Annotated in this window: 21 protein-coding genes; 7 read left to right on the top strand and 14 right to left on the bottom strand. The window is 71.2% G+C overall.

The window, feature by feature from the left end:
• Positions 1 to 33: 33 nt before the first annotated feature.
• From ABKA17_RS12035 to ABKA17_RS12025, 3 genes are all read right to left on the bottom strand, one after another.
• Positions 34 to 1,161 (bottom strand): aminopeptidase P family protein, encoded by a 1,128-nt coding sequence (locus ABKA17_RS12035; RefSeq protein WP_353691961.1) that lies wholly within the window; start codon positions 1,159 to 1,161, stop codon positions 34 to 36.
• A 516-nt stretch (positions 1,162 to 1,677) separates the two neighbouring features.
• Positions 1,678 to 2,250, bottom strand: a complete 573-nt coding sequence (locus tag ABKA17_RS12030) for a PDZ domain-containing protein (RefSeq protein WP_353691960.1) — start codon at positions 2,248 to 2,250, stop codon at positions 1,678 to 1,680.
• Between the two features lie 150 nt (positions 2,251 to 2,400).
• A complete protein-coding gene (locus ABKA17_RS12025; RefSeq protein ID WP_353691959.1) occupies positions 2,401 to 3,261 on the bottom strand; it encodes a LysR family transcriptional regulator in 861 nt (286 codons plus the stop codon).
• A gap of 87 nt (positions 3,262 to 3,348) precedes the next feature.
• Here ABKA17_RS12025 and ABKA17_RS12020 point away from each other — a divergent pair, with 87 nt between their 5' ends.
• Positions 3,349 to 4,083 carry a CTP synthase C-terminal region-related (seleno)protein gene (locus tag ABKA17_RS12020; RefSeq protein ID WP_353691958.1) on the top strand — a complete coding sequence of 245 codons (735 nt, stop codon included), beginning with the start codon at positions 3,349 to 3,351 and terminating at the stop codon, positions 4,081 to 4,083.
• Here the strand turns inward: ABKA17_RS12020 and phsA are convergent.
• Positions 4,071 to 5,948: an O-aminophenol oxidase PhsA gene (gene phsA, locus ABKA17_RS12015; protein ID WP_353691957.1), complete on the bottom strand. Its 1,878-nt coding sequence runs from the start codon at positions 5,946 to 5,948 to the stop codon at positions 4,071 to 4,073. The two genes, ABKA17_RS12020 and phsA, sit on opposite strands and share 13 nt — an antisense overlap.
• A gap of 115 nt (positions 5,949 to 6,063) precedes the next feature.
• Complete coding sequence (gene cyc2, locus ABKA17_RS12010) at positions 6,064 to 8,220, bottom strand: germacradienol/geosmin synthase Cyc2 (protein WP_353691956.1); 2,157 nt, start codon at positions 8,218 to 8,220, stop codon at positions 6,064 to 6,066.
• Positions 8,221 to 8,582: 362 nt separating this feature from the next.
• Here cyc2 and ABKA17_RS12005 point away from each other — a divergent pair, with 362 nt between their 5' ends.
• The gene (locus ABKA17_RS12005) at positions 8,583 to 8,750 is read left to right on the top strand and encodes a hypothetical protein (RefSeq protein ID WP_353691955.1); all 168 of its coding nucleotides are present in this window, start codon (positions 8,583 to 8,585) and stop codon (positions 8,748 to 8,750) included.
• 22 nt (positions 8,751 to 8,772) lie between these two features.
• On the opposite strand, the gene ABKA17_RS12000 is transcribed toward ABKA17_RS12005, so the two are convergent.
• The 7 genes from ABKA17_RS12000 to ABKA17_RS11970 all read right to left on the bottom strand — a co-directional run bounded on the left by ABKA17_RS12000 (position 8,773) and on the right by ABKA17_RS11970 (position 16,529).
• Positions 8,773 to 9,522, bottom strand: coding sequence for an ABC transporter ATP-binding protein (locus ABKA17_RS12000; RefSeq protein ID WP_353691954.1), 750 nt, complete (start codon positions 9,520 to 9,522; stop codon positions 8,773 to 8,775).
• Positions 9,523 to 9,586: 64 nt separating this feature from the next.
• Entirely contained in the window at positions 9,587 to 10,420 is an 834-nt protein-coding gene (locus ABKA17_RS11995) for an ABC transporter permease (protein WP_353691953.1), read from the bottom strand.
• A gap of 293 nt (positions 10,421 to 10,713) precedes the next feature.
• Positions 10,714 to 11,508 (bottom strand): ABC transporter permease, encoded by a 795-nt coding sequence (locus tag ABKA17_RS11990; protein WP_353691952.1) that lies wholly within the window; start codon positions 11,506 to 11,508, stop codon positions 10,714 to 10,716.
• Between the two features lie 13 nt (positions 11,509 to 11,521).
• Positions 11,522 to 12,496: an ABC transporter substrate-binding protein gene (locus ABKA17_RS11985; RefSeq protein WP_353691951.1), complete on the bottom strand. Its 975-nt coding sequence runs from the start codon at positions 12,494 to 12,496 to the stop codon at positions 11,522 to 11,524.
• 95 nt (positions 12,497 to 12,591) lie between these two features.
• Positions 12,592 to 13,764 (bottom strand): damage-control phosphatase ARMT1 family protein, encoded by a 1,173-nt coding sequence (locus ABKA17_RS11980; protein WP_353691950.1) that lies wholly within the window; start codon positions 13,762 to 13,764, stop codon positions 12,592 to 12,594.
• Between the two features lie 22 nt (positions 13,765 to 13,786).
• Positions 13,787 to 14,434 (bottom strand): ScbR family autoregulator-binding transcription factor, encoded by a 648-nt coding sequence (locus ABKA17_RS11975; RefSeq protein WP_353691949.1) that lies wholly within the window; start codon positions 14,432 to 14,434, stop codon positions 13,787 to 13,789.
• A 292-nt stretch (positions 14,435 to 14,726) separates the two neighbouring features.
• On the bottom strand, positions 14,727 to 16,529 hold the full coding sequence (locus ABKA17_RS11970; protein WP_353691948.1) for a S8 family peptidase: 1,803 nt from the start codon (positions 16,527 to 16,529) through the stop codon (positions 14,727 to 14,729).
• Between the two features lie 353 nt (positions 16,530 to 16,882).
• Here ABKA17_RS11970 and ABKA17_RS11965 point away from each other — a divergent pair, with 353 nt between their 5' ends.
• On the top strand, positions 16,883 to 17,797 hold the full coding sequence (locus tag ABKA17_RS11965) for a lytic polysaccharide monooxygenase (protein ID WP_353691947.1): 915 nt from the start codon (positions 16,883 to 16,885) through the stop codon (positions 17,795 to 17,797).
• Positions 17,798 to 17,832: 35 nt separating this feature from the next.
• Here ABKA17_RS11965 and ABKA17_RS11960 read toward each other — a convergent pair whose 3' ends face one another.
• The gene (locus ABKA17_RS11960; protein WP_353691946.1) at positions 17,833 to 18,486 is read right to left on the bottom strand and encodes a Tat pathway signal sequence domain protein; all 654 of its coding nucleotides are present in this window, start codon (positions 18,484 to 18,486) and stop codon (positions 17,833 to 17,835) included.
• 635 nt (positions 18,487 to 19,121) lie between these two features.
• Between ABKA17_RS11960 and ABKA17_RS11955 the strand changes: the two genes are divergently transcribed.
• Positions 19,122 to 19,793 (top strand): DUF6230 family protein, encoded by a 672-nt coding sequence (locus ABKA17_RS11955; protein WP_353691945.1) that lies wholly within the window; start codon positions 19,122 to 19,124, stop codon positions 19,791 to 19,793.
• The gene (locus ABKA17_RS11950) at positions 19,793 to 20,248 is read left to right on the top strand and encodes a DUF6114 domain-containing protein (RefSeq protein WP_353691944.1); all 456 of its coding nucleotides are present in this window, start codon (positions 19,793 to 19,795) and stop codon (positions 20,246 to 20,248) included. The genes ABKA17_RS11955 and ABKA17_RS11950 overlap by 1 nt, the downstream gene beginning before the upstream one ends.
• Positions 20,249 to 20,347: 99 nt before the next feature.
• On the opposite strand, the gene tatA is transcribed toward ABKA17_RS11950, so the two are convergent.
• Positions 20,348 to 20,563 carry a Sec-independent protein translocase subunit TatA gene (gene tatA, locus ABKA17_RS11945; protein WP_353691943.1) on the bottom strand — a complete coding sequence of 72 codons (216 nt, stop codon included), beginning with the start codon at positions 20,561 to 20,563 and terminating at the stop codon, positions 20,348 to 20,350.
• A 155-nt stretch (positions 20,564 to 20,718) separates the two neighbouring features.
• Between tatA and ABKA17_RS11940 the strand changes: the two genes are divergently transcribed.
• Both ABKA17_RS11940 and ABKA17_RS11935 read left to right on the top strand, forming a co-directional pair.
• Positions 20,719 to 22,239, top strand: a complete 1,521-nt coding sequence (locus tag ABKA17_RS11940) for an LCP family protein (protein ID WP_353691942.1) — start codon at positions 20,719 to 20,721, stop codon at positions 22,237 to 22,239.
• Positions 22,240 to 22,347: 108 nt separating this feature from the next.
• On the top strand, positions 22,348 to 23,163 hold the full coding sequence (locus tag ABKA17_RS11935) for an SAM-dependent methyltransferase (RefSeq protein WP_353691941.1): 816 nt from the start codon (positions 22,348 to 22,350) through the stop codon (positions 23,161 to 23,163).
• The last annotated feature ends 55 nt before the right edge of the window (positions 23,164 to 23,218 follow it).

Here is a 23,218-nt window from a genome sequence, read left to right as displayed (position 1 = left end):
CACTCGGGGGTGTGCTGGGGCTCCGATGGCTGCTCAGTCCACTATGACCAGCTCGCGGCTGGTGTCGTTCAGCCGACGCCCGCCGTCCTCGGTGACGGTGACGATGTCCTCGATGCGCACTCCGAAACGGCCGGGCAGATAGACGCCGGGCTCCACGGAGAAGCACATACCGGGGACCAGGGGCTGCTCCTCGCCCTCGATCATGTAGGGCGGTTCGTGCGTGGTGACGCCGATGCCGTGACCGGTGCGGTGGATGAAGTACTCGCCGTACCCGGCGGCGGCGATGACCTCGCGGGCGGCCCGGTCGACCTCCTGGCAGGCGACGCCCGGCCGCACCGCGCGGAAGCCCGCCTCCTGGGCCTCGCGCACGAGGTCGTGGACCCGGCGTTCCTCGTCGCTGGGCTCACCGACGTGGACGGTGCGGGAGGTGTCGGAGCCGTAGCCGTCCTTGAGGCCGCCGAAGTCGAGGACGACCATGTCGCCGTGTTCGATGACACGGTCGCCGACCTCGTGGTGCGGGTTGGCGCCGTTGGGCCCCGAGGCGACGATGGTGAAGTCGACCTGCTCGTGCCCGAACCGGCGCAGCAGATCGGCGAGGTCGGCGGCGACCTCGGACTCCCGGCGGCCGCCGAAGGGAACCTTCCGGATCTCCTCGAACGTCGCGTCGGCGGCTGCTCCCGCGGCCGCCAGCAGCTCCAGTTCCGCCGTGTCCTTGACGGCGCGCAGCATGGGCAGGGCGTCGGTGAGGGAGGCGTACGACGTACCGGGCAGCGCCTTCTGCAGGCCGAGCAGATGCATCGCCCAGGCGTTGTCGCTGATCCCGAACCGGCCGCCGGAGTCGAGGAGGGCGGCGGTGGCGGCGTAGGGGTCCTTGCCGTCGGTCCAGTCGCGCAGGGTCAGCGCGGACGCGCCGGTGGCGTGCGCGGCGTCCGGGGCCTCCAGGGTGGGCACGACGAGCACGGGGTCCTGGCCGGGCGCGAGGACCAGCAGAGTGAGGCGTTCGGTGACCGCGGTCGGGCTGTAGCCGGTGAGCCAGACCATGTCCGGGCCGGGTGCCACGAGCAGCCCGGCGAGTCCGGCGTCGGCGGCCGCCCGGGCGGCACGCGCCATGCGGGCCCGGTAGTCGTCGGCGGTGAAGGGCGCGGGCGTACTGCCGGTCATCCGGGCCTCCCTGAGCGGGCGAAAGGACTACGGGCAGCATCCTGCCCGGACAGCGGGGGCAGCGCGAGCCGGTTGACGGGGGTTTCGGAGGGTGTGGCGGAGGTTTCGAAGCGGCGGCGGAGGCTTGGGAGGGGGCGGGGGGTCGATGGGTCGGGCAGGTACGTCGAGAGGGTGTGGCGGAGGTTTCGAAGCGGCGGCGGAAGCTTGGGAGGGGGTGGCGGGGGGTTTCGACGGGTCGACGAGCGGTGCGCCGACGCATCGGGCAGGGACGTCGGCGCGTCGAGCAGGTGTCTCGGCGGGTCCGGGTCGGCCACCGTGCCCGGCGCGCGCGGTCGTCGGCGCCGCCGCTTTCGCCGGCCGGCCCGAACAGCCGGCGGTGCGGCTCGAACGCCGTCCCGGGATCGCCGGGCTGAGCCCCGGTCCCGCCCGCCTGCCCGCCGCAGCCACCTTCGCCGGTCGGGGGCGCCTTTCACCCCCTCGACGGCGCCGGACGACCCCGCAGACTCTTCCGTATCGTCACGTGACGACTCCGGGGATCGCCGTCAACTGCTGGTAGCCGCCGCTTTGGTGACGCACCGTCAGAGTGATCGCTCGGCCGGGGCGGGTGTCGGACACGGCGTGGGCGAGGTCGGTGGCCGAGTCGATGCGGGTCTTGCCCAGCTGTAGGAGTACGTCGCCCCGTACCAGGCCCGCCGCGTAGGCCGGTCCGGGCACGTGCACGCCGACGACCAGGGCACCCGTCTTCTCGGCGTCCACGGCCTCCACACCGAGCGTCGCGGCGGCGCGGGTCGGCGAGGGGGACGACGGCGCGGGGGTGGGCACCGGGGCCGGGCGGGGCGCGGTGGGTGGCGTCTGTTGCAGCTGGCGTCGCATCTCGGCGAGTCTGCTCATGCCGATCACCGTGGCGCCGACCGTGCCGAGACCGACCCCGGACAGCACCAGGACCGTTCCGACGAACAGCGCGAGCAGCAGGGTCCGCAGCCTGCGCCCGCGGCGGGGCGCGGCGTGCGGGTGTCGGGGCGCGCGGGGTCTGCCGCCGTCGGGCTCCTGTCCGGGCATCGGCTTCGGACGCAACGCGGTCTGTTCCATGGCTTGCCTCCGGCGGACACGGGTCGCTCCCGGCTGATGCTCTACCCGGGTCACGGGCGCCGGACGAGCCACGAACGAGTGAGACTGACCGGCGGTCAGGAACGGGAAGCCATGGGTGTTCGGCCCGCTCGGAACCGGCCCGTCCGAGGCTCAGCCGGTCAGCGCGGCCGCCAGCGCCGCCGCCGCTCCCCGGGGCGACCCCGCGTACACCAGCTCCGTGCGATGGACCACGCGCGGCTGTGTGACCGGGACGGCCACCGTGCCCGGCACGCCGGTCGCCGCGGCCCGCGGCAGCAGGGTCAGGCCCCGGCCGGCCGCGGCCAGTGCCGTGAGGGTGCGGACGTCCGTGCCGTCGTAGCGCAGGGCGGGGCGGAAGCCGTGGCCGCCGTTCGCGGCGCGGAGGTGGGTCAGGGGCAGACCGGCGTCGGGGGCGTCCAGCCAGCGGGCGTCGGCGAGGTCGGCGAGGCGCAGCCGGGCGCGGCGGGCGAGTGGGTGCGTGTCGGGCAGCAGCACGCACACGGGCTCCTCGCCCGCGCCGCGGGTGGTGAGCGGTGCCACGTCGGGCAGGCGGAGCGGGTCGCTGGGTGCGGCCAGGCCGTCGACCAGGCCCAGGTCCGCTGTGCCGGTGGCGACGGCCGCGGCAACGGCGTCGCGGGCGAGAACGCGCAAGGTCACCCCGGCGGCCGGGAGGGCGGCCAGGACCCGGGCTCCGAGCGCGGTCGGTGCGGCGGCGAGCGTCAGCCCGTGCTCGGGCGCCGCCGCGATCCGTACGACGTCCGCCCGGGCCGCGTCCAGGCGCAGCAGCAGCGGTCCCGCGTGTTCGAGGAGCCGCTCGCCGGCCGCCGTGGGCGCGACGGGACGACGGGTCAGCAGCGGCGCGCCCAGATCCTGTTCGAGCGCCTGGATGTGCTGGGACACCGCCGACTGGGTGTAGCCCAGTTCGCGGGCGGCCTCGGAGAAGGAGGCGAGGCGGGCGACGCTGACGTAGGTGCGCAGAAGGTGCGGGTCCATGCCGACCAGGGTCTCATCAGTGTTGCTTATCGGCAGTGCAGAAATCATCGTTGGACGCGATCCGGCGGTCGCGCCCAGGATGGCCGCATGACGAACCCAAGCCCCCGAACCCCCCGGATCGCCCTGGTCGGCGACCGCTCTCCGAGCGTCGTGTCCCACACCCGTGTCCCCCTCCTTCTGGACGCCCTCGCCGAGCGCGACCGCCTTGTCCTGGACGCCTACTGGATCCCGTCCGAGGACGCCGAGGAGGAAGGCGCCGTCAGTGGGTTCGACGCGGTGTGGGTGCTGCCCGGCAGCCCGTACCGCAGCCAGGCGGGCGTGCTCGCGGCGATCCGTACCGCGCGCGTGGAGGGCATCCCCTTCCTCGGCACGTGCGCCGGCCTCCAGCACGCGCTGCTGGAGTACGCCCGCAATGTGTGCGGTCTCGCCGAGGTGGCGCACGCCGAGACCGATCCCGACGCCGAGGATCTCCTCATCGAGCCGCTGGCCTGCTCACTCGTGGGCCACGAGGGCGTGGTCGTCATCGAGCCGGGCTCGCTCGCCCAGTCGGTGATGGGCTCGGAGCGCACGGTCGAGCGCTACTTCTGCGCCTACGGCCCGTCGCGCCACCTGGACACCCTGCGCGCGCACGGACTGCGTTTCTCGGGGTACGACGAGGACGGCCATGTCCGTATCGCCGAACTGCCGGGCCACCCCTTCTTCCTGGCCTCGCTGTTCCAGCCCGAGCTGTCCGGCGACGGCTCACGCCCGCACCCGATGGTCCGGGCGCTGGCGCGAGCCGCCGTGACGCGTGCGACGGTCGAGCGGGGTCAGCCCGTGTGACCCTGCCCGTGCCCGCCGTGGTGGCCGCCTCCGTGGTCGAACTTCAGAGCCTCGGCGGGCATGACCACGAAGGGCCGCATCATGCCCATGTCCTCGTGCTCCAGGAAGTGGCAGTGGTACATGAACCGGCCGTACGCCCCGTCGAACTTCCCCATGATGCGCAGCATCTGACGGCCCGGGACCCGGTAGACGTCCTTGTACCCGAGTTCGTTGGGCGCCAGCGGGATGGTGATCGACGGGTCGAAGGTGATCGGTGTGCGGGTGCCGCCGACCGTCGCGTCGAAGCCCGTCACCACGTACGGGTCCCGCCCGAGGGCCTGGAAGTCGGCCAGGTGGATGTGCATCGGGTGCGGGATCGGCGCGAGGTTGAGGAAGCTCCACTGCTCGTGGCTGCCCTCGGCGATGGTGAAGCCCAGGCCGTCGTTGAAGGTCCGGGCCGTGCGCCGATAGGTCTTCGTGCTTCCGTCGGGGCCCGTGACCTGGATGATCCCCTCGGCCGGGAACGTGATGCCGCTCGCGTCCTCGACCTCGGTCATCTCCCAGATCTCCGGGTGTCCCCCGCCGCCCTTGGTGCCGGGCGGGGTGAGCACGATCAGCCGGTGGCCGTGCTCCACGGTGTGCGTGATCCGGCGGAACGAGCCGGAGAGCATCTCGGGCAGCTCGAAGGTGTCGGTCTCGCAGGACTCGCGGACGCGGAACTCCATGACCGCTGGATAGCGCACGTTGCCCACCGGATCGGCCACGCCCGCCGGCTGGTTGGGGCCCTTGTTGACCAGGCGGAGCCGGCGCCCCGCGAGGCCGCGGAAGTCGACCAGCAGGTCGAAGCGCTCCGCCGGGGCGGCGGTCAGGGTGGGCAGCGCGCCGTCGAAGTCGATCGGCACGGGGCGCGGCAGCAGCCCGCCGTCGCTGCCGATCTGGTGCACGATGCCCGGCACCGGGTGGTCGTCCTCGTCCAGCAGGACCAGGTCGTAGATCCGCGCGTTGGACGCGTTCACCAGGCGGAAGCGGTACCAGCCGTCGTCCACGTCGGCGTAGGGCCAGATGCGGCCGTTGACCGTGGTGTACGGGCCGAGGAAGGGTGTGGTGACCGGCTTGCCCGTCTCTGGGTGGGACGGGTTCACCACGATCGTCTTGTGCAGCAGCCGTCCGTTGAGCCGGCCGTCCTCGTCGGTGTCGAGGTTGCGGTCGGCCAGCAGCAGCGGGATCTCCCGCTCCCCGCAGGGGAGATGGAGGGCGTCCTCCTCCTCGTCCCGGACCAGGTAGGTGCCGTACAGGCCCGCCATCACGTTCCACCGCGTGATGTTCATGGCGTGGTCGTGGTACCACCACTGGACCGCCTGATGGTCGTTCGGGTACTCGGAGAGCTGGGCGTCACCGGAGCTCACCGCGTTGTCGGCCCAGCCGTCGTTGCCGCCGCCCGTCTGGGCGCCGTGCAGGTGGGTCACCGACCAGGCGGGCAGGGCCGCGACGTTCTCGTCGGGCTTGACGCCGCCGCGGCCGGGTTCGGTCGTGGCGGGCGCGGTGCCCGGCGGGCGGACCGGTACCTCGACGGCGGTGACCGGGTACTCGCTGCCCTTGGGAATGCGGTTGGTCCAGGCGATGCGGACCCGCTGTCCGCGCCGCACCTCGATGGTGGGGCCGGGCACCAGGCCCTCGTAGCCCCACATCAGGGTCGGTGGCAGCTGCGGGTGCAGCCGGACCCAGGTCGGGTGCAGGGCGATCTCCGTCTCGCGCAGCAGATCGCCGGTCGCGGGCCGCAGGACGGGCGGGACAGGTAAGGGCGCCACGTACGGCGTGAGTTCGCCTGCCGCCGACCGCTCCCCCGCCTCGTCGCTCTCGGTGATCCTCTCGATGATGTCGGTCAAGATCGAACACCCCCGTGTGTTCTGTCGTCTGTTTCACCTCACCCCGGAAGACTCACGGCGCATCGCCCAAGTTCCCTGAATGTCCCGTTCCGGGCGAGAAATTTCAAATGCCCGTTCAACTAACCCGCGGTAGCGCCGGAGCCTGGTCCGGGCGGAAGCCGTGGGTCCGGCGGGCCAGGTACTCGGGCTTGTAGCGGTCGACGCTGCGGTGCCAGTGCAGGATGCCCGCCATCCAGTTCTGGAGGTCGAGGACGTGGTTCCGCATGATCTCGCGTGCCTCGTCCGACAGGTCGAAGTCGTCGTACACGACGGGCAGTTCATGTGCGGCGACATGCTGGAACTGCTGCATGCGCTGGGTCATCAGGTCGTGGACGACGTCGAGCGCGGTGGGGTAGTCGACGCCGAAGAAGTTCTGCACGACGAGGATCGCGTTGTGGACCTCGCCCTCGTACTCGATCTCCTTCTGGTAGGAGAAGACGTCGTTGATGAGCATGCCGTAGTCGATGGCCGCGTTCTCCAGAGAACGGACCGGACCGCTGCGGTAGACCTCCGGCGGGACGGCGGGGCCGTGGCCCATCCGGCACAGGCTCATGGTGAGGTCGGAGCCGAAGGTGGCGCGCCGCATCTCCAGGTAGTCGACCGGGTCGGGGATGCGGTTCTGGATCTGGTTGGAGAGCTCCCAGACCCAGCTCTCGGTCATCACGTTCACGGAGTCCTTGAAGGAGCGCCGCTGGTCCGGTGTCATCCCCGCCGTGGTGCGCGGCCACAGGTCGATCAGGCCGCGCTCCATGCCGTTCAGGGGCACCGGGACCTCCTCGCCCGCGACGGGCATGCAGTCCGACAGGCGCTGGGTGATCAGCCGGGCGGCGGCGAGGTCGCGGCGGTGGCCGAAGACGAGCGGGTAGTAGTCGTCGCCGTACGTCCCCCAGGCGAGCCACTGCGCGCTGAGGTCGAGGGCCTCGGGGGTGGCGTCCGGATCCAGCCCCGCCGAGCACAGGGCCAGGTCGCCCGCGGCCAGCCGGTCCTCGTCCCAGACGCCCTCCTGGAGCATGCCCATCCGGTGCATCCACTCGGTGAGCCGGGGTCGGGCGGCGGGCAGGTGCGGGCAGAGCTCGACCTCGAACGGCATGTGGAAGTCGGGCAGTTGGGACGGGCCGACCTTCTGGTACGGCACATGTGTGTACGCCCGCAGGCGTTCCGCGCCGGCCGAGGCGAGCAGGGCGCCGATGTCGGCGGCAGAGGTGCCCGGGCCGGTCAGGCCCTGCCAGGGGTTGGAGGAGGTGGCGCCCTCGTTCATGTAGCGGCTGGAGCGCAGATGCCATTCGTGGCCGCCGGACTGCCAGTCCTGAAGTCCCTTGGTGTAGGCGGCGATCGCGGCGACCTCGGCCGCGCTGAGACCTTTCTCCAGAGCGACCGCGGGCACCTCGGTGAGGGCGGTGTGCTCGAACTGGTGGAGCCGTGAGGTCAGGATGTCGTTGACGGTGTCGGCGGCCTGCTGGGTGGTGCAGCCGAAGAAGGTCTCCAGGACCAGCACGCCGTTGCTGTTCTCACCTTCGTCCTCGACCTCCCGCTGGTAGGAGAACAGGTCGTTGCGCAGGTGGACGGCGTCGGAGAACGTCTCCATCAGGACCCGCAGCGGCCTCGACTCGGCGACGGACGCCGGGACTTCGGCCGTCGCGTACTCCACGAGCCCCGACGACCAGGGGGCGCCGCCGACCTTGCGGCGCATCTCGATGTACTCGACGGGGTTGGCGATCCGGCCCTCGTTGATGTTGGACAGTTCCCACAGGGACTCGTTGAGCAGGTGCTCGGTGGCGACGGCGAAACGGCGGCGCCAGTCGGCCGACATGGCCGGCACGGTACGCGTCCACAGGTCGGCGAGGCCCGCCTCGACGGGGTTCTGCGGCTCCGGCATCGGGGTGGCGAGGTCCATCGGCATGAACAGCGGCAGCCGGTCGAGGTAGGCCTTGCCGCCGGCGCGGTCCTGGGTGCGTTTGAAGATCTCCAGGAAGTGGTCGTCGAAGAAGAAGACCCACACGTACCAGTCGGTGATCAGCGAGAGCGCGGGGCCGTCGCAGTCGGGATGGGTGTAGGCGCAGAGCAGGCCGTAGTCGTGGGCGTCGAGGTCGGACTGCTCCCAGACCCCGGATCCCTCCAGCATGCCCATGTCGCGGGCCCACCGCGTCGAGTGCGCGCGCGCCTCGTCGACGTGCGGGTTCAGCCGTGCGGGATACGGCATGTAGAAGTGCGGGAGTTCGAAGGGCTGCGTCATGGGCGGGGCCCTACCCAGGGCCTTCCGGGGGCATCCACGGCACGGCACATGATCACACCATCGCGTGAATCAGGGCCGAGGTCGGGCGCAGGGCATCGCACTGCGCGGCTATGGTGCCTCGCATCCGTCCGTCAGCTTGCAAGGCACGAACCGGCTTGCCGGGGACACGGTTTCATCGGCGTCAAACCGGACGGGAGTCGCTGGACCAGGTCCAGCGTGAGGCCTCGCCAACGGTCCCGCGCCACGCTGTGGTGGGGGCAGTACGGCATGCCGGGCTACTACGGCGACGAGGCCCGCGCGCGAGCTCCTGTCTCTACGACGGCAAGGGGCGCCGGGGCGGTCTGCGGCCGGGGTCGCGGTTCGTGATCACGGGCGACCTCAACGCCGGTCCGTCCAGAGGGCTTCAGCCGCTGGGCGACGGGGTGTTCTGGTCGACGTCCGACGATCCGCTGTACCGACTGGTCGGGGGCGGGACGAATGTGCCGACCTCGGACCACCGGCTGGTGTGGCAGGACGTACGGGTCGTCTGAGCGGACGGCGGGCGGTCGGAGTCTAGGTGCCTCGCACCGCCCGTCCCACCCGGGCCCTCAGTGCCACGAACTCCGGCAGTCCTCGGGTGCCGATCTGCTCCCGCTTGCCCGGCAGTTCGACCGGCAGGTCGAGGACGACGTGGGAGCCGGGGCCCGGGGAGAGGACGACGACGCGGTCGCCGAGGTAGACGCTCTCGTCGATGTCGTGGGTGACGAAGACGATGGTGGTGCCGTCGGTGCGGTGGACCTCCAGGAGGAGGTCCTCAAGGTCCTCGCGGGTCTGGGCGTCCAGGGAGCCGAAGGGTTCGTCCATCAGCAGCAGCGAGGGGCGGCAGACCAGGGCGCGGGCGATGGCGACGCGCTGCTGCATGCCGCCGGAGAGCTGCCAGGGGTGGCGTTTCGCGGTGCCGTCGAGGCCGACGCGTTCCAGGATGCGCTCGGCCTCGACGCGCCGCTCGGCTCGGGCCAGGCCGCGGCGGCGCAGCGGGAGGGCGACGTTGTCCCGGACGGTGAGCCAGGGGTAGAGCGAGCGGCCGTAGTCCTGGAAGACGACCGCGAGCCGGTCGGGTACGCCGGTGACGGGTGTGCCGTCGATGCTGACCTCGCCCGCGCGGGCGGGCAGCAGGCCGGCGACGGTGCGCAGCAGGGTGGACTTGCCGCAGCCGGACGGGCCGACCACGCACAGGAGTTGGCCGTCGGGCACGGTGAGGGTGAGGTCGGTGAGGACCGGGTGGTCGCCGTAGTACTGGCCGACTGCGTCGAGGCGGAGCATGCGGTGGTCTCACCTGGCCCGGGGGTCGTGGGGTGGCTGTGTGCGGTTCATGGCCGGGTACGTCTCATGCGGTCGCCCTCCCTCGGCCGACGAGCCGTTTCTCGACCGCCAGCAGGCCGGTGTTGAGGAAGTAGCCGAGGGCGCCGAGCAGGACCAGGGCCGCCCATACGGTGAGCAGGTCGGAGCGGGTCTGGGCGTCGGTGAGGGTGAAGCCGATGCCGTTGGCGGTGCCCGGGAGCAGCTCCGAGAACACCATGAGGATGAGGGAGAGCGACAGGCTCAGGCGCAGGCCCGCGAAGATGCGGGGCAGCGCGGAGGGGAGGATGAGGAACCGGAGCCGTTCGACGGGGTTCAGGCGCAGGACGGCGGCGACGTCCAGGCGCAGCGGGTCGGTGTCGCGGGCGCCTTCGGCGGTGTTGATCAGGACCGGCCAGACGGCGCTGAAGACGATCGAGGCGATCTGCATCGGCGTACCGAAGTCGAGGACGACGACGAAGACCGGGACCAGGGCGGGCGGTGGTACGGCACGCGCGAACTGCAGGACGGGGTTGCACAGGGCGTACGCGCGCCGCGAGCGGCCGACCGCGACGCCGAGCGCGATCCCGGCGACGGCGGCGAGCCCGAAGCCGGCGCCCATCCGGCCGAGGCTGGGCAGGATGTCGGCGACGGCGGCCTCGGTGAGGAACAGGTGCCGGACGGGCCCGGAGAACCACAGCTCGTAGGCGTGCCGCGCGATCCGCCCCGGCGGCGGGAAGTACACACTGCCGTGCGCCCGCGCCACCACCTCCCAGACGCCCACGGCGACGGCGAGAACGAGCCAGCGCAGCAGGGCGTGCCGCAGCCCGACGGGGAGCCGGGTTCGCGGCGCCGCGACTGCGTCCCGCCGGTCTCGGCGCACGGGGCCTGCCGCCGCCCGGACCGACCGCGATCGCGCGCCGGGGCGTCTGATGCACTCCCCCGGAGCCTCCGATCCACCACCCGCGCGCTCCGGCTCGTCCGGCGACCCGCCGGCCTCCGCTCGTGTGTCCGGGCCCGATGAGCCACGCCCGGCCACACCTCCCGCACCGACGGGCCCACACCCGGGCTCCCGCCCGCCCCCGGTCCCGCCCCCCTCACCGCCGGCACGACACCCCGGATCTCGCGCACCCGCGGCCTCGCCTCCCTGTCCCTCGCCCGTCTCCCGGCCGCCGTTCACCTCCGCACCCCGCTCCCCCGGTGTGCCGGCGTCCACGGGAACAGGCGGCGTTCTCCCCACACCAGGGCCCCGTTGACGAGCAGCCCGAGGGTGCCTGCCCAGACCACGCCGGCCAGGACGTCGCGGGTGCCGTCCGTGGCCAGGCCTGCCTGGGCGATGAAGATGCCGAGGCCCTCGCCGAAGCCGGCGAGGATCTCCGTGGCGACGGCGAGGATGAGGGCGACGGCGGCCGAGATGCGGATACCGGCGGCGATGAAGGGGGCGGTGCCGGGGAGTTCGACGCGCAGGAGCACCGAGAGCCGGCCGAAGCCGAAGGCGCGCAGGGTGTCCTTGGCGAGGGGGTCGGTCTCGCCGAGGCCGTAGACGGTGTTGAAGAGGATCGGCCACACGGAGGCGTACGTGACGAGCGCGACCTCGGTCTCGGTGCCCGAGCCGAGCAGCAGGGAGACCAGTGGGATCAGCGCCACGGACGGCAACGGCCGCAGGAACTCCACGATCGCGCGCACGGCGGCGTCCACGACGGGCACGCTGCCGAGCAGCAGGCCGAGCGGGACGGCTATCGCGCAGGCCAGTCCGAGACCCAGTGCCCAGGCGTGCAGCGTCGCGCCGACTCCGGCCAGGAAGGTGCCGTCGCCCGCCAACTCCAGTGCACGGCCCAGGACTTCGGAGGCCGGCGGGAGATAGCTGCGGCGGACGATGCCGGCCCGGCTCACCGCCTCGCACACCCCGAAGGCGAGCAACACGCCGAGCGCGCCGAGCAGCAGATCCCGCCGCCCCCTCAACCCCCGCACACCCGGGGCCTTCTCACTTCACCAGCAGCGTCGACGGGTCGATCGCCTTCTTCAACATCCCCTGCTTCTTCATGAGATCGGTCAGCCGGGCGATCTGCGCGCCGTCCATGGTCTCGGGGAAGACGGGCAGGTCGATGGCGGCCGCCTGTTTCTCGGTCACCTTCGTGTAGGTCGGCAGGATCTCGCGCACGACCCCGGGGTCCGACTCGGCGATCTTCACCGCGGCCTTGAGGGCCCGTTGGAACGCGGCCAGCGTCTCGGCGTTCTCCGAGGCGTACTTCCGCGTGGTGATGTATCCGCTGAGCGGGATGCCCTGCACGGGCGCGGACGCCCCGTCCACCAGGACTCTGGCGCCCAACTCGTCCTGGATGGCGCTGTCGTAGGGCTCGACGGCGTGGACGGCGTCGACCTGACCCTTGTCCAGGGCGGCGCCCATCTGCGGGAACGGGATCTGCCGGTAGACGGGCTCACTGGGGGCGCCCTGTTCGGCCAGGATCTCGTCGAGGGTGAGCGACTGGACGTTGTTGAGGACGTTGACCGCGACTTTGCGGCCGGTGAGGTCGGAGACGGACTTGATGTCGGAGTCCTTCGGCACCAGGACGTCCATCATCTTCGGCGCGGCCCTGATCGACTCGGCGACGATCCGGATGTCGAGGGTGCCCTTCTCGTGGGCCTGGAAGTAGGTGACGTAGTTCGCGCTCGCGACCATGTCGATCTGGCCCTTGGACAGGGGCGGCAGTGCCTGGAGACTCTGCTGGATCTGCTGGACTCGGACGTCCAGGCCCTCCTTCTCGAACAGGCCCCGGTCCCGCGCGATGTAGAGCATGGCGCAGTCGACCAGCGGCAGCCCGGCCACGGTGACCGTGCGCCGGTCCCCGTCCGCGGACGGGGAGTCCCCGTCGTCGCCGCAGGCCGTGAGCGCCAGTGTGAGGGCGACCGCCGCGGCCGCCGCCTTTCCTCTTCCCGAACACAATGCTCGTGACGCCATTCGGGCATGATGACGCCCTGATTGACATGATCACTACATAAAAGCCAGCCGAATCGTCAAACCTTGGAGCATGGCCGGATCCGCTCCCGTACCGGCTACTCGGCTCCCCGCACCTGGATCAGCGCGTGGGTGCCCCCGGTCCGCCAGCGCTGTCCCTCCGCCGCCACCAGGGCGGCCTCTGTCGCCTCGTCGAGGCCGGTGATCACATCGGACTTCAGGGTGCGCAGGGCGGCCACCGGGCCCGGGAAGTGGGCGGTGACATCGGCGAAGGGGGTCGTGGGCGGCCACCGTCGATCGCCCACCAGACGCCGGTAGTTGAGGTCGCCCTTGAAGACGGTGAGGGTGGCCTCGGCGAACTCCGCGCGGAGGTCGTCCGGCATGGCCTCGTACGGCAGCGGCGCGCAGGAGAAGGGGTGGGCGCGCACGGCGAGGCGGCCGTCGGCCATCGCCGACCACACCTCGCGTCCGTAGCGGGCCGCCGCGCCCGGCGCCCGGGTCAACCGGCGTACGGCGTCGACGACATCGGCGGTCGTGGCGTCGGAGACGTAGTACGGATACGGCTTGACGTGCAGGATCGCCCGCCGGACGCGGCCGTGGGCGAGGAGATGGGCGATCAGGAGCAGGTCGGGGACGAGTTCGCGGCCGGCGTTGTCGGCGACGACACAGAGGGTGTCCGCGTCGTCGAGCAGCGACCACAGCGCGGCGCTGTCGTCGGCGACCAGCCCGGGTACGGCGGCCCGGCTCTCGGCGTCGCCGTCGGAGAGACGGAAGCCGAGGTCGGCGCGGTTGCCCCAGAGCGAGCCGTGCAGCAGGGCCGCTTCCCGGTCACCGACGGGACGGCTGTCCAGGGCGTCGAGGGCGGCCAGTTCCTCGTCGGTCTCCGGGGAGTCGAGTTCGGCGAGCTTGACCGGGCGGAAGGGGTCGATGCCCTGCCAGGGTCCGGGGCCGAAGTAGCCCACGGCGTCCAGGAGTCGGCGGTAGAACCAGCTCTCGGACCAGAGCCACGGGACGTCGAACCAGGAACGGCCGGTGTACTCGGCCGCTCCCCAGAGCGCCCAGGCCGACCGGTCCGGCGCGTCGGCGGCGAGGGGTTCGACGGCGCCCTTGGTGCAGTTCTCCAGCAGCGCGTCGAGGGCGCCGTGCCGCTCGGGGTCGTAGGGGAAGGACTCCCGTACCTGCCGGATGATCGCGGGATGCCGCTCGGCGAGCACGCTGTGGGGGAACGAGCCTGGTTCGTCGCCGAGGATCACGGGCGGGATGTGGGACATGCGCGCCACCGTACCGCGCGGGTCAGGCGGTTCTGAGCTCCCGCTCCAGCTGGGTGACGAGGCTCAGGTAGCGGGCGCGGCGGGGCACCGGCACCATGCCGCGGATGAGGATGTGCCACAGCTCGGCCAGTCGGCGGGGGTGGCGGGTGACGGGTTCGAGGGTGTGGCCGACGACCCGGGTGCCGACGAGGGAGCAGACCAGCGAGTGCGCGGCGGCGTCGACATCGATGTCCGGGTGCAGGTCGGACTCCCTGACCGCGTCGCGGAGTCGGCGGGTGGCGATGCCCAGGCACTGCGTGAAAGGGTGCGGCAGCTCGGGCGGCAGTTCCAGGCCGCCGGTGGCGAGCCGGAGTCCGGCGCTCGGCACCGGCCCCTCCAGGGACAGCCGCGCCATGCCGAACGTCGAGCGGATCAGGGCCTCGAGGGCGGTGCAGCCGCGGCCGTCCATCTCCTCGCTGAGCCGGCGCAGGTTCCCGGACAGGAGTTCCATGACGGCGTGGGCGAGATCCTGTTTCGCCGCGAAGTGGAAGTAGAGTGCCCCCTTCGTGACTTGGGCATGATCGACGATGTCGCTCAGACTCGTCGACTCGTATCCGCGGCGGTCGAACAGTTCTGCGGCGGCGGCGATGATCGCCGCGCGAGTCTGTTCGGCTCGTAACTGCCTGGCCATAGGCGAGTCTCTCCTGGGGGCGAGAGAGCATGGCCCGAAAAGAACAGGCCATGCCGTTTGTTTCTTACTCCCCGTACACGATATCTCACCGTCCGCCGGTCAACCCGGGGCACTCCAACTCCGTGCAGTTTCCAGGCCTCCCACAACTTGTAGATCACTTGTGTGTGCCACGCACACGGCGTCGCCGGAAACAGGACGCGCGGTAGAAAAAACGACGGGCCGGCCGGTGCCCCATCCGCACCGGCCGGCCCGCCCGCTCAGGGCGCTCGCTCGCTCAGCGAGACCCGAAGGCTCAGAAGGTGAGCTTCCAGCTGTTGAGCCTGCCCGTGTCCTGCGCGGCCGTGTCCTGGACGCGCAGCTTCCAAGTGCCGTTGGCCGTCTCGCTCGAGGCGTTCACGGTGTAGGTGGTGTTGACGTTGTCGGCGGAGTCGGAGGTGCTCGCCGCCTTCAGGGTGTACACCGTGCCGTCCGGGGCGACGAGGCTGACGACCAGGTCACCGCGGTAGGTGTGGGTGATGTCCACGGCCACCTGGAGCGCCGAGGGGGCGTTGCCGGTGCGGCCGGTGACCGCGATGGAGGACTCGATCGCCGAGCCGTTGTCCGGGATGGACACGGCGGTGGTGTTGGAGAAGGTGGTCCCCGTGCTCGTACCGCCGCTCACGGCCGCGACCGTCTTCGCGGCGTCCGCGAGGCCGGCGCCGCAGCCGCCCGAGCAGGCACCCGGCAGGGCACGGGCGTTGGTCTTGATGGCGGACTCGATCTGGGCCGGGGTCAGCGAGGAGTTGGCCGACTTCAGCAGCGCGGCGAGGCCCGCGATGTGCGGGGTGGCCATGCTGGTGCCCTGGTAGTAGTCGTAGCTCTCGCTCGACGGCGTCTTGGCGCCGGAGTTCAGCGTGGACAGGATGCCGTTGGCGGTGCCGGTGCTGGTCTGGCCGCCGGGGGCGGAGATGTCCACCAGGGAGCCGAAGTTGGAGTACGACGCCTTGGCGCCGGTACGGCTGGTCGCGGCGACGGATATGACGTTGTTGCAGTTGCCCGGCGAGTGACCCGACACGTTCTCGTTGTCGTTGCCCGCGGCGACGGCGACGACGGTGCCGCGGTTCACGGCCGCGTTGATGGCGTTCTGGGTCGCGGTGGTGCAGGCCCCGTCGCCGCCCAGGCTCATGTTGATGACCTTGGCGACGTTGGTGTTGGCGGGCACGCCGGAGACGCTGCCTCCGGACGCCCAGGTGATGGCGTCGATGATGTCGGAGTCGTAGCCGCCGCACTTGCCGAGCACCCGCAGCGGGGAGATCTTGGCGCCGTACGCGATGCCCGCGATGCCCTTGCTGTTGTTGGTGACCGCGGCGATGGTGCCGGCCACGTGCGTGCCGTGCCAGGAGGAGTCGGACGCGGGGATGCCCGAGCCGCACTCGTTGGCGTTGTACCAGTCGCCCGGGTCGGCCGGGTTGCTGTCACGGCCGTCGCCGTCCACCGAGACGGCGGTGTCGGCGATGAAGTCGTAACCGGCGACGATGTTCGCGGCGAGGTCGGTGTGGGCGACGTAGCCGGTGTCGATGACGGCGACGGTGACGCCGGAGCCGGTGGTGGTGTTCCACGCGCCGGGGACGTTCATACCGGCCGTGGACTCGAACAGGTCCCACTGCTTGGTGTACTCGGTGTCGTTCGGGTCGGCCTGCGGGGTGTTCAGACGGTCCGGCACGACGAAGGCGACCTGCGGGTCCGCCTTGTACTCGGCGACGACGTCGGCGACGTCCGCGCGGCTCACATCGGAACCCAGGTCGACCAGGGCGGCGCCGGTGCCGAGGCGGCGCTGGAAGTCGACGTCCTCGCCGGCCTCCTTGCCCTTGGCGGCGGCGTCGGCCTCGGCGGCCTTGTTCGACTTGGCCTCGGAGGCACCGGACTTGTAGCCGACGATCAGCCGCTCGGCCGTGACGCCGGGGGCGGCCTCGGTCTGCGCGGCGGGCACGGCGGCTGCCTTCGGGGCGGCGGCCTCGTCGGCCACGGCCACCGTGGCGGTGGCCGCCGTGAACAGCGCGGCGGAGACCGCGGCGACGGAGATCATCTTCCGTCGCAGGGAGGGGGAGGTACGCAAGGGCTTGCCTTTCGTGGCCGGCCGCCTCCGGGCAGAAGGGAGCGGCGGACTGATCGCTTCGTCGGTGAAGCGGCGGGGGGTGGGTCGAAAAGCGGCGCGGGGGCCGGCCAAGCGCGTCAGCCGATTGTTGAAGGGGTCACCTGTGGGTCGGCTGTGGTCGAACGATAGGCAAAGGGAAGGTCATGTGAATACAGGGGAAACCCTCGATCCGACCGGAAACCCACCCTCGCCGTCGGGAAGTTGGGAGGTGATGAACCCTTTTGCCCGTACTGTCCCGCACTGAACGCGCCGGACCTGATTTCCGTACTGCACGGGAGCAAACCGTTCCCGCGCCGGTCGAGGAGACGTCCCGGATGCCCCGGATGACCGCATACCGCACCGCCCTGGCGGCCACCGCCACCGCACCGCTGCTGCTCGGCGTCTGGGCGGCCGGTCCCGCGCAGGCGCACGGCGCGCCGACGGATCCGGTGAGCCGGGTCTACGCCTGCTCCCCCGACGGCGGCGCCCCGGCGGGCTCGGCGGCCTGCCGTGCCGCCGTCGCCGCGAACGGCACGTCCTTCGCCGCCTGGGACAACCTGCGTATCGCGAACGTGAACGGGCGCGACCGGCAGACCGTCCCCGACGGTGAGCTGTGCAGCGGCGGCCTGCCCGCCTACAAGGGACTCGACCTCGCCCGTACCGACTGGCCGTCGACCCGTCTCACGCCGGGCGCGACGATGACGATGAGGTACGCGTCGACGATCCCGCACACCGGCACGTTCAAGCTCTTCCTGACGAAGCCCGGCTACGACCCGGCGAAGCCGCTGACCTGGTCGGACCTGCCGTCGCAGCCGTTCGCCGAGGTCAAGGACCCGGCCCTGACGGGCGGCGCGTACCGGCTGCGGGCGACGCTGCCGGCCGATCGGACCGGGCGTCATGTGCTGTACACGATCTGGCAGAACAGCAGCACGCCGGACACCTACTACTCGTGTTCCGACGTGGTGTTCCCGGCGGCCGAGAAGAAGCCCGCGCCCCAGTCGCCCACGCCGTCCAGGACCGCGAAAGCGAAGGCCCCGGCGAGCGCTTCGCCGAGTGCCGAACCGCGGACGACGGCACCCTCCTCGGCGCCGGTGTCCGCGCCGTCGAAGGCGGCCCCGGACACCACTCCCGTGGCGTCCACGCCCACCGCCGACTCGGGACCCTCGGCCCCGCTCGTGGCGGGCGGCGCCGCCGCGGTGCTGGTGCTCACCGGGGGCGCCGCCCTGGCGCTGCGTCTGCGTCGACGCTGAACGCCCTTGGTACGAGGGTTAGTTGACTACGAAGGTCAGTTGACGAAGACCGCCGCACCGTCGGAGGTGGCGACCGGGGCGTACTTCGCGGTCCAGAAGCCGCTGCTCGGGCAGAGGGTGGAGCCCGAGGTCCGGGTGAACTGCTGGTTGGTGAACTGGATGCTGTTGTCGGTGTTGGAGGCCGCGCCGGCCAGGCTGCCGTTCGTCGCCTGGTAGACACAGGTGACGCTGCCCAGCAGGGTCCGCAGCACGACGGTGGTCTGGATCGCCCCGTTGGCCCCCGGGGCCACGGCGACGGTGCCGTCGGAGGCCACGGTGGTGGTGTAGCCCAGGTTGTTGACCGTGACGCTGGTGACGCCGAGCACACCCACGTTGTTCGAGGTGCAGTTGCTGAAGGTGTGCGCGGACAGCGACTCGGAGGCGGTGCCGGGAGCGGCCGGGTTGCTGTCGACCGTCGCGGTGAACTGCGAGGTGTTGCAGGTGATGCCGGTGGTGCCGGTCGCGCTGGAGAACAGCGTCGCCGTGGTGCCGCTCGCCAGGTTGGCGGTGAGGGTGGTGCCCTCGGCGACGGCGTCGCCGGCCAGGGAGCCGGTGGTGAGGACGTTGTCGGCGGCCGACGCCGGGGCGATCGCCGGGAGGGTGAAGGCGGCGAGGGCGGCGGTGAGGGTGAGCAGGGTGCGAGTACGCATGCGGGGGTGCCTCTTTCCGAGGTGGGGGGGTTCTGAGGGGATGGGGGACGCGACGCGGCGTCCGCCGTCTCCGGCCCGTCACGCCTTCTCCGTACGTGACGGACCGGGAACGGCCGCCGGCCGGTGACCGGCCGGAGACCGTGGGGTGGCCTCCGGCCGGGCCGGGCGGGATGGGCACTCGGCACGGACCGAGGGGGGAAGCGACCGTGTGGGTGCCTGGGAGGAAGGCGGGCACGGGAGGTGCCCGGTACGGACAGGACGTCCGGGAGACGCGGACGATGCCGCGTGACGGATCCGGCGCCACGGATCCGGGATGAGCCAGGGAGAGTTGTAGACCTGAGCACCTGTCAACGTCAAGAAGAATCAAGGGAGTTGACGATTAGTCAATGACTTTGCCAAGACCCTGGAAGCCCTTGAGGCACAGGTGGGGCACAACCGACACCCTTTTTCCACAACTCTCTTGACCCTCGAAAGTAACCCCGGGTAACTTCCTCAGCGGCTACTGCGGAGTAGCGAGAAAGCCCTTGCGTCCGCCGGGAGTTGCGAGGAGTCGCGCACCGCATGCGCTGTCCGCGCCAGGACAACGTGCCAGTGAGATGCCAGACCGCACTATTCCAATGCACCTGGGAGCAGACATGGCCTCGTCCTCGGACGCCTTCTCGTCCGCCGACAACACCCCCGAGAACCCGGAAAGCGGTTCCTCGCCCGACCCCGTCAGACGTGGGCGGGTCCGGGCTCGCCGGGCCGCCGTGATGGCCGTGCCGGCCACGCTGGTCGCCGCGACCCTCGCGGTCCTCACCGCGGAGGGCGCGCTGGGCGTGCAGTTCGCGATCTCGGGCATGCCGTTCACGGTCACCGCCAAGGAGCTGAACGGCACCGGGTTCGAGCAGTTCGGCGGGCTCGACAACATGGCGCCGGGCAGCCCCAACGAGGGGGACACCGGCGGACAGGTTCTGGTCGTGACCTCCGCGATCAAGAGCGCGACGCTGGACAGCCTGTGCCAGAGCGTCAACCTCGGCGGCATCAACCTGCTCATCAAGGCGGGCAGCGGGTCGCAGAAGGTCCAGGCGACCGACCTGACCACCGACTCGACGGAGCTGACGGGCGACGCGTCCTTCACCAACATCGAGATCGGCAACGACGCCAGCACGCTCACCAAGGCCGGCGTCAAGGGTCCGATCGGTGTCTTCAGCCAGCAGTCCGACACCGTGCACATCGCCAACCTGCGCCAGACCAACTACGCCACCACGGCAGCGGTGTTCAAGCTTCCGGGTCTCAAGCTCAGCTTCAGCGAGTCGGGTTGCTGATGTCGGACACTTCACTCCGGTCACCACAGGGAGTGCGGTCGGCCTTCCGAGCCTGGCGGGCCGACCGTCCGTTCGTGGGCGGGCTGCTGCTCGCCCTGGGCGGGGCCGAGATCCTGCTCACCATGAAGGTGTCGCTGAAGGTCGTCCTGCACATCGGTATGCAGGGCCTGGCCGGCTATCTCCTGCCGGCCCTGATGGTGGTGCTGGGTCTGCTGATCATGTTCAACCCCACCCAGCGTCTCTTCTACTCGATCACCGGGGTGCTGCTGACCTTGGGCACGTGGCTCACGTCCAACCTCGGCGGCTTCTTCATCGGCCTCCTGCTGGGCGTCATCGGCAGCTGCATGACCTTCGGCTGGCTGCCCGACCAGGAGCCGCGAGTGAGCCGCCGCAAGCGGCGCAAGGCCGCGCGAGCGGCGGCGGTCCCGGGGACCGCCGGAGAACAGCCTGCCTGAACCGGCCGACGCCCCCTGGGAACCCGGGGGGCGGTCCGGTTCGCACCCGCGGTCCGGCTCACACGCCCGGGCAGGTTCGGTTCACACCCGCGGTCAGGTTCAGACCGTGGGGCCCGCCGCCTGTGTCGTGGCGGCCGGTGACTCCGCGACGGCGCCGCCGTCGTCGTCCTTCAGCGCCTTCGCCTCACTCTTGAGGATGCGCATGGACCTGCCGAGGGCGCGTGCGGTGTCGGGGAGCTTCTTCGAGCCGAACAGCACGATGACGACTATCGCCACGATCAGCAGGTGCCAGGGTTCCAGTCCGTTACGGAGCACGGCCGCGACCTCTTCCTTCCGGTCCTTCTCAACTCACTCTTACGTCGGTCGAGCACACTTGCCCCGGCCGCCCGTCGGTTGACGGTTGCTGCGGTGCGCAACTGTACAACTCGGGGCGAACGTCGCAAACCCCCGCAATACGCAAGAGGTCCCGCATGACGATCACCAGCACGCGGAGGCCGGCGCCCCCTCGGCACAAGCACGCCGGCCGTCGCCGCGCGGACCGTCGTCGGGGCCGCCGGACACGGATCGCGCTGGCCGTCTGCCTCTCGGTGCTGGTGCTCGCGACCGCCGGGGCCGGCTGGCTGTATCTCAGGCTCGACGGCGACATCAGCACCTTCGACGCCACCGGACTCTCCGGCCACCGCCCCGACCCGGGCTCCTCCAAGGGCGAGAACGTCCTGCTCATCGGCTCCGACGCGCGCACCGGCGGCAACGACAGGCTCGGCGGCGGCGACAAGGACGACATCGGGCGCTCCGACACCACGTTCCTGCTGCACATCTACGCCGACCACCGGCACGCCCTCGCGGTCTCCATCCCCCGCGACTCCCTGGTCACCGTCCCGTCGTGCAAGCTGCCCGACGGCGGCTGGACGAAGCCGCAGACCGACACGATGTTCAACGCCGCCTACTCGGTCGGTGACACCGTCAAGGGCAACCCGGCCTGCACCCAGAACACCGTCGAGCGGTTGACCGGGTTGCGCGTGGACCACACCGTCGTCGTCGACTTCAAGGGCTTCGCCCGGCTGACCGAGGTGGTGGGCGGGGTGAAGGTGTGCCTGCCGCAGGACGTCCACGAGAACGACCTGAACCCCCATCGCACGACACCGGGCAGGCTGCTCTTCAAGAAGGGCGAGCAGACCGTCTCGGGGCAGAAGGCCCTGGACTACGTACGGATCCGGCACGGCATCGGCGACGGCTCCGACATCGGCCGGATCAAGCGCCAGCAGGCGTTCGTGGCCGACCTGCTCAAGGAGGTCAAGGGCAGGGGGCTCACGCCGACGAAGCTGCTGCCGCTCGCCGACGCGGCCACGAAGTCACTGACCGTCGACCCGGGGCTGGGCTCGGCCGACAGACTCATCTCCTTCGCCATGACGCTCAAGGACATCGACCTGCACAACACCAAGTTCGTGACCGTGCCCTGGCGGTACGAGGGGTCGCGGGTGGCGATCGTGCAGCCGGACGCGAGCGAGCTGTTCGCGGCGCTGAAGGCGGACCGGACGATCGACGGCAAGAACGCGAGCGGGAAGAAGACCGGCGGTAAGGGCGCGAGTGAGAGTCCGACCGCGCCGGCCACCTCCGCACCGCCGGTCTCGGGGGCCGGTGTCGACGTCGCCGTCTACAACGGCACCACCGTCACGGGCCTGGCCGCCCGGGCCGCCGCGACCCTCACCTCGGACGGGTTCACCGTCACCGGTACGTCGACGGCGGCCGCCCAGGACCACACCGCTACGTCCGTCGAGTACGGGCCCGGAGAGTTGTCCCAGGCCCGCACCGTCGCCAAGGCCTTCCCGGGGGCCCAGCTGGAGTCCGTCACGGGCACCGGCGTCAGTGTCGTACTCGGGCAGTCGTACGCCGACGCTCCCGCCGCGTCGCCCACGGCGCTGCCCACTCAGGTCGCGGACGGGGCGCGGTCGGCGGACGACGATCCCTGCTCGAATCTGACGTACGGGTGATGCCAAGGGTCACCCGAGGGGTGTTTGCTGTTGTCCGGCGGCCATCGGTTCGGCCGTCCAACTACCCGTGGCCCACAGGTAGTTGACGCAGCCGACACAGGAGGCACCGTGCCCGCCGACGGACGGCCCACCGACCGTATCGACACCGAGACCGCCCACGCCGCCCGGATCTACGACTACATCCTCGGCGGCGCGGACCACTACCCCGCCGACCGGGAGGCGGGTGACGCCATGTGCCGGGAGTGGCCCGCGCTGCCCGTGCACATGCGGGCCAACCGCGACTGGTTGAACCGGGCGGTGCGTTGGCTCGCCGCGGAGGCCGGGATCCGGCAGTTCCTGGACATCGGCTCCGGCATCCCCACCTCGCCCAACATCCACGAGATCGCCCAGTCCACGGCCCCCGACGCCCGCGTGGTGTACGTCGACAACGACCCCCTGGTCCTCACGCTCTCCAAGGGGCTGCTGAACAGCACGCCCGAGGGCAGGACGGCGTACGTCGAGGCGGACATGCGTGACCCGGCGAGCATTCTCGACTCCCCCGGGTTCCGCGAGACGCTCGATCTCGGCGAGCCCGTCGCCCTGACCGTGGTCGCGATCGTCCACTTCATGCTGGACGAGCACGACGCGGTGGGCATCGTCCGCCGCCTCCTCGAGCCACTCCCCTCCGGAAGCCATCTGGCGATGTCCATCGGCACCGCCGAGTTCGCCCCGCGAGAGGTCGGCCGGGTCGCTCGCGAGTACGCGGCCCGTGACATGCCGATGCGGCTGCGCACCCACGCGGAGGCCGCCGAGTTCTTCGACGGGCTCGACCTCGTCGCCCCCGGGATCGTGCAGGTGCACAAGTGGCATCCGGACGGCACGGGCACCGAGGCGATCCGGGACGAGGACATCGCGATGTACGGGGCGATCGGGCGCAAACCGTGAAGCTTTACGGCTGGTCCGCACCTGAACATCACGAAGCGGCAGCAAGAACTCACTG

This window comes from Streptomyces sp. RG80, from assembly GCF_040446465.1.
In the GTDB taxonomy this organism is placed as follows: Bacteria; Actinomycetota; Actinomycetes; order Streptomycetales; family Streptomycetaceae; genus Streptomyces.
Note: the sequence above shows the minus strand (reverse complement) of the source record. Positions and strands in the feature narration are given on the sequence as shown.

What these genes read in the sequence shown, in the direction of transcription:
- ABKA17_RS12035 (WP_353691961.1), bottom strand. Translation starts at nt 1,161, where the DNA reads ATGACCGGCAGTACGCCCGCGCCCTTCACCGCCGACGACTACCGGGCC.
- ABKA17_RS12030 (WP_353691960.1), bottom strand. Translation starts at nt 2,250, where the DNA reads ATGGAACAGACCGCGTTGCGTCCGAAGCCGATGCCCGGACAGGAGCCC.
- ABKA17_RS12025 (WP_353691959.1), bottom strand. Translation starts at nt 3,261, where the DNA reads ATGGACCCGCACCTTCTGCGCACCTACGTCAGCGTCGCCCGCCTCGCC.
- ABKA17_RS12020 (WP_353691958.1), top strand. Translation starts at nt 3,349, where the DNA reads ATGACGAACCCAAGCCCCCGAACCCCCCGGATCGCCCTGGTCGGCGAC.
- cyc2 (WP_353691956.1), bottom strand. Translation starts at nt 8,220, where the DNA reads ATGACGCAGCCCTTCGAACTCCCGCACTTCTACATGCCGTATCCCGCA.
- ABKA17_RS12000 (WP_353691954.1), bottom strand. Translation starts at nt 9,522, where the DNA reads ATGCTCCGCCTCGACGCAGTCGGCCAGTACTACGGCGACCACCCGGTC.
- ABKA17_RS11985 (WP_353691951.1), bottom strand. Translation starts at nt 12,496, where the DNA reads ATGGCGTCACGAGCATTGTGTTCGGGAAGAGGAAAGGCGGCGGCCGCG.
- ABKA17_RS11980 (WP_353691950.1), bottom strand. Translation starts at nt 13,764, where the DNA reads ATGTCCCACATCCCGCCCGTGATCCTCGGCGACGAACCAGGCTCGTTC.
- ABKA17_RS11975 (WP_353691949.1), bottom strand. Translation starts at nt 14,434, where the DNA reads ATGGCCAGGCAGTTACGAGCCGAACAGACTCGCGCGGCGATCATCGCC.
- ABKA17_RS11965 (WP_353691947.1), top strand. Translation starts at nt 16,883, where the DNA reads ATGCCCCGGATGACCGCATACCGCACCGCCCTGGCGGCCACCGCCACC.
- ABKA17_RS11960 (WP_353691946.1), bottom strand. Translation starts at nt 18,486, where the DNA reads ATGCGTACTCGCACCCTGCTCACCCTCACCGCCGCCCTCGCCGCCTTC.
- ABKA17_RS11955 (WP_353691945.1), top strand. Translation starts at nt 19,122, where the DNA reads ATGGCCTCGTCCTCGGACGCCTTCTCGTCCGCCGACAACACCCCCGAG.
- ABKA17_RS11950 (WP_353691944.1), top strand. Translation starts at nt 19,793, where the DNA reads ATGTCGGACACTTCACTCCGGTCACCACAGGGAGTGCGGTCGGCCTTC.
- ABKA17_RS11940 (WP_353691942.1), top strand. Translation starts at nt 20,719, where the DNA reads ATGACGATCACCAGCACGCGGAGGCCGGCGCCCCCTCGGCACAAGCAC.